The organism is Nostoc sp. ChiQUE01b (assembly GCF_034531255.1).
GTDB lineage: Bacteria > Cyanobacteriota > Cyanobacteriia > Cyanobacteriales > Nostocaceae > Nostoc.
This window is the reverse complement of record NZ_JAVRBM010000020.1, coordinates 73,287-87,036: the sequence shown is the minus strand read 5'-3', so window position 1 is coordinate 87,036 and position 13,750 is coordinate 73,287. Positions and strand designations below refer to the sequence as shown.

Genomic DNA, 13,750 nt, shown 5'->3' with positions numbered 1-13,750 from the left:
TCCACATGGAACCTGAAAACGAGATTTTTAAACGGTTTTGGCTTAACTGGATTCCCTAAATAAATAGATGCTTTTATTAACAACAAGCTTGACATTTCAGAGGAGATGTGTTCGGTGAGCCGTCCTCAAAACCAAAAGCAAATTACTTCTAGCGGTAGCTGGTGGCGACGGTTAACAGCTACTGTTCTTCTGGGAAATTTTTTGCATACTACTATATATATGCCAGCGATCGCGCAACAGACTAACAATCTGGTTGCGTCTGTGCCATTAAGAAATCAAGCTACTTATACTTATACAGATTCTGCCAGTAATTATCAATATCAAGGAAATTCTAGTCAAATCAATGTTAGTCCTAGCCCATTACTCGATCCATTAGGACGGATCTTAGGTTGCGCTGGCACAATTTTACCTGACTATACAGGTTTTTCAGTTGGGGTATACGAACCGAACTTTAGCGACCCAACGGGGACAGAATTAGGCAGCTTAGTTTCTCTGACTAGAACAGAGTTGCCAAATATTTCTAATAACAACGTTCCTGGTGGTAAATCTCCAAATACCGAGAATAGTAATCCTTACTTCGTTACAAATAACCCTGCGGGTGTCTACAATTTCCTACTCGATCCGAATAAGGGTCAAACCGATGCAGGTAGAACTTACATATTTGTAGTTAATCCACCACCAAATTCTCTCTACAAACAGCGGCGGATCAAGATTGAAATTCTTGGTAGTACTGGCACACAAGGTAATAATGTCGTGCGATATGTTGCTAGTTCTCTAGATGGTCAACCAATTAGTCTTACAGGTGAAACCAGGCTAGAGCAAACAGTTGTTTTAGTTCCCAATGCAGAAACGGTGGGACTGGATTTATTAGCCTTTGAATTCACCACAAATTTGTGTCAAGCCAATCAGTTGCAGATTATCAAAACAGGCGATCGCGCTACTGCTGAACCTGGAGATACGGTAATCTACCGCCTGTCGGTAAAAAATCTTGCTGATGCTGGTTTGAATAATATATTTGTCACCGACAACCTACCTTTAGGATTCCAATTCTTGCCGAAATCTGTGCGGGGAGAACTAGATGGTCAACTAGTCACGATCGCCTCAGAACGCAATGGTAATACAGTGACATTCCGCACAGACGTGACAATTCCCCCAGAGAAAGTCTTGAATATTGCCTACGCTGCTCAACTAACAGCCGATGCATTGCGTGGTAATGGTCGCAACACTGCGATCGTTAATGCCCAACGAGCTGATAACCGTTTTAGCACTAAGGATGGCCCAGCAACGCACCAATTGAAAATTCGTCCAGGAATCGTTTCTGACTGTGGCACGATTATCGGTCGGGTGTTTGTTGATAAAAACTTTGACGGTGAACAACAGCGTGGTGAGCCTGGAGTACCCAATGCAGTGATTTTTTTGGAGGACGGAAACCGGATCACAACAGATCCTAATGGTTTGTTCTCCTTAGCTAATGCCTTACCTGGATACCACACAGGTGCACTAGACCTCAGCAGTGTACCAGGTTATACCCTAGCTCATAACGAAAAATTCCGCGAACGAAATAGCCAATCTCGCTTGGTGCATTTAGAGCCTGGTGGCTTAGTACGCATGAACTTTGCTGTCACCCCCACATTTCAGGAGCCAGTCAAGAAATGAAACCCAGACTGCACTGTATAACTACATTTAACCTGAGATTGATCGGGGCGATTCCAGTAGCTCTCTGCCTTATTTTGTACTCAACAATTGTCAAAGCAGAAATCACTAGTGAAAAACTCCATTTTCCTGATTCCCATTCGCAAGCAGAAAAGAGTGTTGAAGCTCCTGACTTTTCAAGGGATTTGGAAAACCTCTCTCCAAACCTCTCCCCTAAAAGGGGAAAGGCTTTGAATACTCCCCGTTCCCTATTAGGGAAGAAGAGGTTAGATTTACCTTTGGTTTTTCCAAATGATGTGAAAAGTCAGGTTAAAGATCAAGCGGATCGGAACAAAGTTGCTGAAAAAAATATAGATTCAAATTCTCCCCATCTCTTGGGAAGTTCTGAGCAGGATTCTCCATCTCTCAAATTTGCTTCAACTTCTTCAGCATCGGCTCCTGAAATTCCAGATTTCCAGCCAAGTGAAACGAATATACACCCATTTCAACCTGCAACTTCTGTTGATTTGCCCAGAGACTCACGCAAAGTAGTCGAAATAGAGGAGAAGAACGACGAACGTAAAAATACTGAAACACTGTTTCATGCTTCTACAAGGGAAATACAACCATTTCAACCAGTAACTAAAATTGCAGGAGTAGAAGACGCGGGGACAAGGGGACAAGGGGTAAATGAAAATCTTCCCGTGTCCCCCACTGTCCCTATCTCTACAACAATTAAAATCCTGACTCCAACGGCTGACAGTGTTGTAGATGTACAAGCTAGCACGGTGATTGTGCAGTTTCCTGCTGGTAGTCAAGTGGAATTGCGGGTAAATGGGGTGTTGGTAGACCCTTCTTTAGTGGGACGGACGGAAACTGATGCTACGACCAACTTGGTAAAGCAGACATGGTATGGTGTCTCGTTAAAAGAAGGTGCAAACACCATCTCTGCACAAATTGTTGGAGGAACAGAACCCCCTGTAACAGTGCAAGTTGCAGTGCGGGGAGCGCCACAGCAATTAACTTTAGAAACAGTTGAGTCTCGTATCCCAGCAGATGGACGTTCTACCGCTACAATCAGGGGTCAACTGATCGATGCAAACGGCAATCGCTCGAATCGTGATGCTGTTGTTACCCTGATACCCTCTGCTGGGGAGTTGGTTGGGAAAGACTTCAAACCCGATGAACCGGGATTTCAAGTGGAGGCGAAAGCAGGGCAATTTACAGCGATGTTACGATCGCAACTGAAAGCAGAAACTGTGACAATTCGCGCGATCGCAAATGATTTAGAAGCCTTCACCCAACTCCAATTTGAAACGGCGCTGCGTCCGAGTTTAGTGACAGGGGTAATAGATTTGCGTTTGGGTGCTAGAGGTACAAATTATTACGGCAGTTTCCGTGATTTCCTCCCTCCTGACAAAAACAACGGAACGCAATTAGATTTCCATTCAGCGATATTTGCCACTGGTGCGATCGGAGAATGGTTGTTTACAGGTGCATACAACAGTTCTCGTAGCCTCAATGAAGATTGCAACTGCGATAATCGCCTGTTTAGAACTTACCAATTCGGCGAGCAAAACTATCCTGTCTACGGCGATAGCTCGAAAGTTGATGTGGTCGCTCCTTCCATTGACAGTGTATTTTTGCGTTTTGAGCGTTCAGCTCGTACCCCTGGCTCCGATCCTGATTATGCTATGTGGGGTGACTATAATACAGAAGAATTTGCGCGGCGATCGCAGCAATTTACTTCTATCACCCGTCAACTCCACGGTTTTAAAGCTAACTACAACTTAGGAAACTTCCAAATTACAGGTTTCTATGGCGACCACTTAGAAGGGTTTCAACGAGATACTATTGCTCCTGATGGTACTAGTGGTTATTACTTCCTCTCTCGCAGACTATTACAAGCAGGTAGTGAAAATGTGTTTATCGAGTTAGAAGAACTCAATCGGCCTGGGACTGTATTAAAACGGAAACAACTTAACCGAGGCCCAGACTACGAAATCGACTACGATCGCGGTACTTTATTATTCCGCGAACCTATCCTACGCACCGATATCGATCAAACCGGACAAGTATTGGTACGTCGGATTGTTGTTAGCTATCAATATGACAGCGAAGACTCTGATGGAAGTATCTATGCTGGTCGTTTGCAATATAATCTTTCCCGCAAACTTAACTCCGAAAGTTGGATAGGAGCAACTTACGTTCAAGAAAATCATGGGGTGCGCGACTTTCAACTCTATGGTGCAGATGCCCTGATTGCTTTGGGTGACAATGGTAAGTTAATCGCAGAATATGCCCATTCCACGAATGATTCTGATGTGGTGGGAAAAATCAGAGGTGATGCTTACCGTTTAGAAGCTGAAGGAAAGATTGCTAATGGGATTCAAGGTCGTGCCTATTATCGCTTTGCTGATACGGGTTTTGCCAATAATGCCACGATCAGCTTTGTCCCAGGACAAACCCGTTATGGAGCGCAGGTTACAGCTAAACTCACCTCAACTACCAACGTCAGAGCGCAATACGACCACGAAGACAATTTTGGGATTGCTCCCCAACCCCTAGACACCTTTGAAGAACTGTTTGCACCGCGTTATGAGGCGATACCTGGTAGCAAGGTTGATAATTCACTGACGACGATTTCTGCTGGGATTCAACAACGTCTCGGTAGCGCCACTATCGATCTGGATTGGATTCATCGTCAACTGGAAGACCGCATCCCCGACAGTACCCTAAGTAGTAATTCCGATCAACTGCGATCGCGTTTTTCAGTTCCCCTCGCTAAAAACCTGACATTCCAAGCCCAAAATGAACTCAGCTTATCTTCCCAAAAAAATGCTATTTACCCAGACCGTAGTATTTTGGGGTTGAATTGGGCGGTAATTCCTGGTGTCAGCGTTAGTCTGGCCCAACAGTTTTACACTAGCGGTCAATATTCGGGTAATTCCATCACTAGCTTGAGTGTCAATGGCGAACACAAACTCGGCTCGGATACTACCTTGACTGGTCGTTACTCAATTTTGGGTGGTGCTAACGAAATGACTACCCAAGGAGCAATTGGTATCAATAACCGTTGGACTATTGCTTCTGGATTGCGGCTGAACGTTGCTTACGAACACGTATTTGGCAACTTCTTCGGACGCACTTTGGCAGGTCAACAATATGCTCAACCCTACGCCTTTGGTCAAGCTGCATCTGCGATCGGATTTGATGGTGGCGATAGCTACAGTGTGGGTCTGGAATACAGTGATAATCCGCAGTTTCAAGCTAGCGTCCGTTATGAACATCGTTCCTCTTCTGGTGGTAATAATACAGTAATTACCGCAGGTGCTGCGGGTAAAATTTCTCCTGCTCTCACAGCTTTGGTACGTTATCAACAAGCCGGTTCTTCCAATCAAAAGCTTTCAGGATTGGGAGATACTGCTAACCTAAAACTGGGTTTAGCCTACCGCGATCCCAATAGCGATAAATTTAATGCTTTATTACGTTATGAATATCGCCAAAATCCATCAACCATTCCTGACACCATCCTCTTAGGAAGTGGTACGGGTTCCCAAGACCATACCTTTGCTTTAGAAGCGATCTATGCTCCTAACTGGCAATGGGAATTCTACGGTAAGTATGCATTGCGTAACAGTACCTCTTACATAGCTAGTGATTTAGCTGGTACTAGCACAGTAAATCTAGCCCAAGTACGTGCTACCTATCGTTTGGGATATAGCTGGGATTTGGTGGGTGAAGCTCGTGTAATTGGTCAGTCTAGCTACAGTGAAACGGGCTTTGTTCTTGAAACAGGCTACTACCTCACGCCTAATCTGCGCGTTTCGGCTGGTTACGTCTTTGGTAAAGTTGATGACCGGGATTTCTCAGGAACACGTTCTGCAGGAGGCGCGTATTTAGGCTTTACAGTTAAGCTCAACGAATTGTTTGACGGCTTTGGACAACAAAAACCTGTAGCGCGCCAGCCACAGGAATCAGTGATGAAAACTTTGGTCGGTAAACTCAAGGCTGCAATGAGAGGGATGCAAAAGCGTGAAATATAAAACGGTTATTTAATGTAGAGACGTTGCAATGAACATCTCTTACGAATTTAACCCTTCCCCATGGGAATACTATTGTCGTAACGATTTTTATCGGCTTTAAATCTAGTGCAAAAACTTTTCAATTTTTATTCTGGTATGTGTATATTTATAAGCTCAATATTATTACTTGCATATTATGTATTTTTATTGGAACTAAATCATGAAATCTTTATTTAAGAAATTAAGAGCGATCGCCACAGTAAATATTGATAAAAATGATAGATTTTCTTTGACTGTGGATAACCCAGTAAAAAAAACTATGGAAAAGCCATTAACAAGTAGTCGCCAAAAACTATGGCTCAGTAGCTTGGGCTTTTTTTTATGTATTTTAGGAAATGGTATCCAACCTAGCTGGGCTGAAGGCAGCAAAGAGTTAGTTTCTGATGGTGGATACAGACCTTACCTGGAATGGTCAGATTTACTACTGGCAGGTATTGTTCGGAAAACCATACTCAAAGTTTATGTTCAACAAGGAGAAACAGTTAATCTTGGCTCTAGTGTGAATACTAGTTTCTCAAACCCACAAGATATCGTTTACCGCAGTCCCTTTGGTAGTCAAAATGGCTCTTGTGATGTTCTGGCTACTGGTTTTGGTTGGATTGACACCGTTGCCAAAGAAACGGCCGGCCCTTTACCTAATGCTGGTGGCTATACCCCTTGTACTTTCGTCGCTACAGAAACTGGTATTTACGAAGTTGAATTTCGTTCTGTAAATACAAGTGGTACAGGCAATCCGCCGCCAACAGTTGCAACGGCGGCATTTCCTACAGGTAATACTCAACTTTCAGGGGTAGCTGCTTGGGATATCACAGTTCGGGATAGTAACGGTGTTGCCAAAAAAGGGCGAGTTTTTACTAACTATATCGCTATGAATATGGGAGGAAATGCCAGTGGTGGTACTCCCGTAGCACTCAACTCTAAGCTTTATATTCAAACCAAAGATGGGTATCGTTATGAAACTGACATGAATGGAGTCGATCCCTTTGGCTTCATCTTTTTTGCTAATAACCGGGGATATATTGATAAAACAAATAACAGCACTGTTTACCATTCTGCTGGCGGCGCTACTGATAATAATTTGAACTTTAGCGGCAATGTGCGAGTCCAAGATCCGAATGTTTCTGATACTACAACAGACATTACCCACCTAGTTTTCTTCAATCGACCCGACACCGCAACCCTCAATTCTTTGAGTATTCCTATTGCAGCGACGATTCCCACAGTACCGACTTCGTTCAAATTCACTGGCGGTACTGGAGGTAGTGGGAACCAAACTTCTGTAGGTGTGGGAGGTAATTTTAGCTTCAAAGCTGCCTCAACTGGTAGCTATCAAATAATTATTGACACCAATAATGATGGCATTTTTGACCCTAGTAGCGATAGAGTAATACAAAATGTGTTGTCTGTCGGCTCAAATGTGGTGTTTTGGGATGGGAAGAATGCAAGTGGGGTAAATCTCCAACCTCTACCAGGAAATGCAGCATACAATGCCATAATCACAACACGATCGGGTGAATATCACTTTCCCATGTTGGATGCTGAAAATAATCCGCTGGGGTTTAAAATCACAATGGAAAATCCTCCTGCTGCTTTTCCTAACCTTGTAGATCAAAATGGCCAGCAGATTGGATCGACTACCATTTATTACAACGACAACAATTATACTACCGCTAATGGTATAACGATTAACTTAAATGGTACGGGAGCTACTAGCCCGCGTAATGCTGCTAGAGGAATTAATAGTGTGTCAGGAGAACATGAATTTAGTAGTAATTATGGTGACTTTAAGGGAATAGATACTTGGACATATTTTCCAAGTCAAGCAATCACTACTCCCTTGGTAATTACTACTAATACTCAAGCCAATGTCATAGGAACCAAATCTGTTCGCTTCCTCGCAGACAATGATAGTAGTGGAACAGTGACTGTAGGCGATCGCATCGAATATACCATTACTTACTCCAACCTGAATCCAGGTAATAGCAATGCAATTAACTTTGTCATTAACGACTCATTACCCTCACAGTTAACCTTTGTAAGTGCAGCAATTACTGCTGCAACTTCAGGGAATAACATTACACTCAATCCCAGTTACAACGGTGTTGGTGTTGTTGCTGTGACAAATTCTGGAATTCTTCGTGTAGGTGATACGATTACCATTAAAATTACTGCCACGATTAATAATGCCAATGGCGGTAATCCAATTAGTAACCAAGCAAATGCTACTTTTAACACACCCGATAATCCTACAGGAACTATTGGTACAGTGTTCACAGATGCAGATTCTGCTGGTGCTACCAATAATCCACCTACTCTTGGTAATTCGTTCTTGCAAATTACTGATAATGGTGTAAATATTGGTAATAATCCTACCAGTACGGCAGATGATGACCCCACTTTATTTACAGTATTAAATGTTATTAATTCTAATCCTAACTTATTGTTAATTAAACGCATCACCCGCCTCAATAACCAAGATTTAACTGATATTGTGGATGGTCGCAGTGACGTTGCTACTAATGCCAGCAACTATGTACCAGAACCTTATGCTACTGATGATAGCGATCCTAAATGGCCTGTTGGCTACTTGCGAGGATTAATTAATGCTGGTACTGTCAAACCGGGAGATGAATTGGAATACACTATATATTTTCTTTCCAATGGTCTTGGTAATGCAACTAATGTGAAATTCTGTGACTTAGTTCCGACTAATGTTACTTTGATTCCTACTGCTTTTAATGGTATGACTCCTAATGATGGTGGCTTACCAACAGCAGATCGAGGAATTGCCCTAGCTATTGGTTCTACTACACCTACGCTTTATCTCACCAATGTAGCAGATAGCGATCGCGGGCGTTTTTATACAGCTAACGACTCAAGTACTCCATCCTACTGCGGTACTAACACCAATGGAGCAGTAGTGGTCAATATTACAGTCCCAAGTTTTCCCAATCTACCCGCAGCCACCGGATCGGGTACACCAGCTAATTCTTATGGTTTTGTCCGCTTCCGCGCTCAGGTGAAATAGTTTTAACCACGGCTAACTAGGGGGAATTAAACCAATTCGCAATTCGCAATTCGCAATTCGCAATTACGTTTTGTGACTCTTATTTAGACCCCTACACAAAACGTTCTACCGTCGTTAGGCTCTTTACTTAAACCCCCAAACTTTGTTAACGCTATTAGGAGAGTTCTGCCTATTTGCAGTTTTGTAAAAATCAGGACTTACGCAAGATGTGCCTGAAAACCTGATTATTGCGTAGCGGTAATTGATGAATTACCGCTACTTTCGTTATGTTTTGCGTAAGTCCTAAAAATATCTTTTGAATAATCCGAAAAGCAGCAATTTCAGTTTGGAGATTTAGCATATACCTACAAATAAGTCATGGTAAATATGAATCTAAAACTGAGATTTAAACCAGTTTCTCACAGTTGGGTTGCTCTACATCCAAAGCCTAAAGGAGTAATTCAATTTATTGCGGGGGCTTTCTTTGGTACATTTGGCCCTATGCTTTTTTATCGTTATCTGCTTCAATCTCTATTTGAGCAAGGATATACAATTATTCTTTTGCCGTTTAATTTTAGTTTTAACCATTATCTAGAAGCTGGTTTTCTCATGAGAGAACAGTATGAAATTCTGCCAGAGCTTGTGAGAATGGCAAGTGTTGAGGGATATGACTATGAAGCCTATCTAGATGATAAAAACTTTTCTTGGATTGGACATAGCCTTGGTTGTAAATATATCTCTTTATTAGAAGGATTTACTGCTCTACCTCCAGAGCCTCAAGATAGAGAGCAGTTTATTCGTAACCTGTTAGCTCATACTTCTGATGAGTCACAGATAGAAAGTGTTATTGCAGATATTAACATTCTATTTGAGGAGCTTCAACAAAAAATTGTAGAAGTTCAAAAACTAATTTTTACTTATGTAGGTCGGGAAATCAAAATTAATAATGTTTTCATCAAAGGGCAGGTTTCTATCTTATTAGCACCTGCTATTGCTGACACAGGGAGCGCAATTCGTCCTCAATTTTTAGCGGATATCATTGATAATCTCGGTTGGGGTGTGAAACCAGCTGTTGAAGAAACCCAGCATTTAATCAAGGATAGTGGGCTATTTAATATTATGGGTTTAGTCTGTTTCAAATCAGATAATATTGCTAAGTCAACCTGTGAATGGTTTACTAATATTCTGCAAAAGCCACCTGAAAATTTTCGGAAGACTTTAGCAGGTGGACATTTAAGACCTTTAGGTATTCAGTTCGGTAAGTATGTCATTAATTTTTTTGATAAACCGTTAATTGAATCAGTCCAAGAGCGAAACAAAGCATTTGAGCATAATGTAATTCAATTGCTTGAGGAACTGAAAGAAAAATCGAGATAATGGGCATTTGTCATTTGTCATTTGTCATTTGTCATTGGTCATTGGTCATTTGTCATTGGTTATTAATTCTTCTGCCTCACTCCCTCACTCTCTCATCTCCCCTTGTCCCCTTGTCCCTGCTCCCCATTCCCTAACTATCTTTCATGACAATCCCGACTCTTCTGTAAAACCGAGCATGATGTTGAGGTTTTGGACTGCGGCTCCTGATGCGCCCTTACCCAGGTTGTCAAGACGAGCAACTAGCAAGACTTCTTTGGTAGTGTCATTGGCAAATACAAAAACCTGAACAATATTAGTACCGTTCAGTGCGTAGGCGTAGCCCGTCGTAGACATCGCATCCAGAAATGTTCCGTCTCTCAGCAGAGTAGAATCTTGGAATGGAGCAACCTGCACGAACTTTTCACTTTGGTAGTAGTCAGCGATCGCTTGATGAATAATCTTACCTGATGGTGGATTATCCAAAGTCGCCAGTGGTAAAGGTATCTGTACCAGCATCCCTTGCTCAAAATCTCCCACTGCGGGTACGAATAGCGGCGGTGATGCTAACCCTGAATACTGATGCATTTCCTTGACGTGCTTATGCCCAAACTGCAAACCGTAGATACCATAAGGGTAGAGCGACTCTGCGCCGGCTTGCTGTTCGTGGAAGGTATGATACTGTTTAATGAGATTCTTTCCGCCACCAGAGTAACCTGACACTGCATTAACGGTGATGGGAAAGTTACTGTTCAGGAGTCCTTTGGCAATCAACGGACGGATACAAGCTAAAAATCCTGTGGGATAACAGCCCGGATTGCTGACAAACTGGGCGCTGGCGATTTTCTCTCGCTGTCCTGGATTTAGTTCAGGGAAGCCATATACCCAGTCTTTAGCTGTGCGATGGGCAGTACTAGCATCAAGGATCTTAACCCTAGTATTACTGACTAAGCTAACAGCTTCGCGGGCTGCATCATCAGGCAGGCAGAGAATGATAATATCAACAGCATTGATGAGTTTGGTTCGCTCAGTTGCATCTTTACGCTTAGATGCTTCAATGCTAACTAACTCAATATCATCCCGTTGGTTCAGGCGTGAGTATATTTGTAAGCCTGTGGTTCCCGATTCCCCATCAATGAAAATCTTCGGTTTAGTAGTCATGCGCTTCTTAATATGTGAGTGATATTTTGACTGATTAATAGTATCTAGTTTTGTAGACAAATTTGACTACTAACTAGTTTGCAAGTTTAACCTTGCTGGGTGTACTACAAAACCCTCTATCTCATTGCTAAAAGCGTTTGAGATTGCTTTTTTTATAATGTTATAATAACCATTGACATCTGCATTAACAAGTTTTCCTGACTTGGTTCTATATAATCCTCTTTGAATCCGTTTACCGCTAAAAGTATGTTGGATTCCTTTTTTATAAGTTGAGATTACATCTAAGTCTAGGAAAGAAGCTTTGCTTGTGTAAGATTCTTCAGTAATGATTACATCAATTCCAGCTAATTCAGCTTTGTATTTCAATTGATGAATAAATCTCTCATGTGGAATCTGCGTAAAATTTTGATTGTTTCGTTTTCCGATGTTTAAGTCTTGCTTCCACGCGTCATTCTTTCCTATTATTAATGTTCCAATGTCATTAGAGACTAAATGATTGATAACTAGTATTTGTTCCTTCACCTTCCCCCTTTCAGGATATGAATTTTCGTTTTAACTCGTTTTTCGTTAAGGGCTACTCCTCCCAAGCCAGAGTACGTTTCACTGCCTTTTGCCAAGTACCAAAGTTGGACAAGGGGAAATCGCTCCTCGGCTCAAACACACGCTCAATTTGCCGTTGTTTCACCAGTGCTTCATAGCTCTCCCAAAATCCTACAGCTAAACCTGCCGCAAATGCTGCACCCTGAACGGTCGTATCGCGCATTACCTTTCGTTCAACTGGAATACCCAACACATCAGATTGAAACTGCATCAGGAAATTATTCTCACAAGCACCACCATCTACAGTTAATCGCCCAACTGGAGTATTGCTAGATGCGTTAATTGCTTGCACCACCTCTAGAACTTGATAAGCGATCGCTTCCAGGACGGCGCGAACTAGATGCTCTGGTTGTACACTAGCGGTAATGCCGAAAAAGGCTCCCCTGGCGCTCATATCCCAGTAGGGTGCGCCCAATCCACTAAATGCGGGCACAAAATAGACTCCGCCATTATCTTTTACCTGATTGGCCATCGCTTCAGTTTCAGCAGCAGTTTTAATCAGCTTTAGGCGATCGCGTAACCATTGGATACAAGCGCCACTAGTAAACATACTGCCTTCTAAGGCATAACCTACATCTAAAGTCTCCCTGGAATTTGCTTGTGTCCATGCCACCGTGGAAAGGAGTTGATGGTGCGAGCGGACAATTTCAGAGCCTGTGTGAGCAACCAAAAAGCTACCAGTACCGTAGGTACATTTCATCAAACCTGGGTGATCGCAGCCATGACCAAATAGAGCTGCTTGCTGATCTCCCAAGATAGCAGTAATAGGAATTTCAGCGCCTAATAAAGTAGCATCAGTAACTCCAAATACTCCTAAACTCGGCTGAATCTGGGGCAAAATATGAGCCGGAATTTGAAACAGATCCAGTAAAATCTCATCCCATTCACAGGTTTTGAGATTCATCAACATTGTACGGCTGGCGTTGCTGTGGTCAGTGGCGTGGACTTTTCGACCTGTGAGATTCCACAGCACCCAGGTATCAATAGTACCTGCTAAGACATTGTTCAGGTCAATATCAGTAAAATTGTCTAATAGCCATCTGAGCTTGGTAGCAGAAAAGTAAGCATCAATGATTAATCCGGTGCGATCGTAAATTTCTTCAGCGTAGCCTTGTTCTTGTAATTGATGGCAAAGGGGAGCAGTGCGGCGATCTTGCCAGACGATCGCTCTATGGAGTGGTTTACCAGTAGTTTTGTCCCAAATCAAACAGGTTTCGCGCTGTACAGTTAGTCCCAAAGCTGCGATCGTTGATGGCGCAATCTGGGCATTTTCAATTGCGGTTTGGATCACCCAAAAGGTATCCTGCCAGATTTCTTGAGGATCGTGTTCTAACCATCCGGGCTGAGGATAATACTGAGTTAGTTCTTTATATGCCTGTCCAACAATCTTGCCATCTGCGTTAAATACAAAGGCGCGGTTGCCCGTCGTACCTAAATCCAGTGCTAAGATGTAGCCTGATGATGGAGTTTTTTTACTAAGTGTGTGCATAGCCGCTTTTAATGCTGCGTAGGCGTAGCCCAACCTAGAGATAGCGATTTTAGCAATACGCCTTTAATCAGATATACATTATTTTGGCTACATTTTGAATTCCCTGTTTGTATAATATTAGGATTTGACGCAAAGCTATACTTATCATGATGGATATTAATGTCCGCATCAAATCCCATATCCTTCACAGCATTGCAGCACATTAAACCAATTCGCAATTCGCAATTCGCAATTCGCAATTACGTTTTGTAACGGGGATTTAACCCCGATACAAAACCTGCTGTCTATAGAGACAGGGGACTTAAACCCCCAAACTTTGTTAACAATTCAAAATTCAAAATTCAAACATTTTAGACATTTTCAGAAGGGGATTTAAACCCCAACTGTAGCAAGATCCCGCAGGGTAACTGACTGGAGGCAGAG

The 13,750-nt window shown here is 42.5% G+C and carries 7 protein-coding genes; 4 read left to right on the top strand and 3 right to left on the bottom strand.

Annotated features, from left to right (window positions below; translation table 11 throughout):
• The first annotated feature begins 105 nt into the window (after positions 1 to 105).
• The 4 genes from RMY63_RS15685 to RMY63_RS15670 all read left to right on the top strand — a co-directional run bounded on the left by RMY63_RS15685 (position 106) and on the right by RMY63_RS15670 (position 10,101).
• Entirely contained in the window at positions 106 to 1,656 is a 1,551-nt protein-coding gene (locus RMY63_RS15685) for a hypothetical protein (protein WP_322729581.1), read from the top strand.
• A complete protein-coding gene (locus tag RMY63_RS15680) occupies positions 1,653 to 5,678 on the top strand; it encodes a TonB-dependent receptor (protein ID WP_322729580.1) in 4,026 nt (1,341 codons plus the stop codon). The genes RMY63_RS15685 and RMY63_RS15680 overlap by 4 nt, the downstream gene beginning before the upstream one ends.
• Positions 5,679 to 5,877: 199 nt before the next feature.
• Positions 5,878 to 8,745: a hypothetical protein gene (locus tag RMY63_RS15675; RefSeq protein WP_322729579.1), complete on the top strand. Its 2,868-nt coding sequence runs from the start codon at positions 5,878 to 5,880 to the stop codon at positions 8,743 to 8,745.
• A gap of 366 nt (positions 8,746 to 9,111) precedes the next feature.
• Entirely contained in the window at positions 9,112 to 10,101 is a 990-nt protein-coding gene (locus RMY63_RS15670; protein ID WP_416212521.1) for a DUF1350 family protein, read from the top strand.
• Between the two features lie 141 nt (positions 10,102 to 10,242).
• Here RMY63_RS15670 and argC read toward each other — a convergent pair whose 3' ends face one another.
• The 3 genes from argC to glpK all read right to left on the bottom strand — a co-directional run bounded on the left by argC (position 10,243) and on the right by glpK (position 13,327).
• Complete coding sequence (gene argC / locus RMY63_RS15665) at positions 10,243 to 11,238, bottom strand: N-acetyl-gamma-glutamyl-phosphate reductase (RefSeq protein WP_322729577.1); 996 nt, start codon at positions 11,236 to 11,238, stop codon at positions 10,243 to 10,245.
• 69 nt (positions 11,239 to 11,307) lie between these two features.
• A complete protein-coding gene (locus RMY63_RS15660; RefSeq protein WP_322729576.1) occupies positions 11,308 to 11,760 on the bottom strand; it encodes an IS200/IS605 family accessory protein TnpB-related protein in 453 nt (150 codons plus the stop codon).
• Between the two features lie 52 nt (positions 11,761 to 11,812).
• Entirely contained in the window at positions 11,813 to 13,327 is a 1,515-nt protein-coding gene (gene glpK, locus RMY63_RS15655; RefSeq protein WP_322729575.1) for a glycerol kinase GlpK, read from the bottom strand.
• Positions 13,328 to 13,750 lie beyond the last annotated feature (423 nt).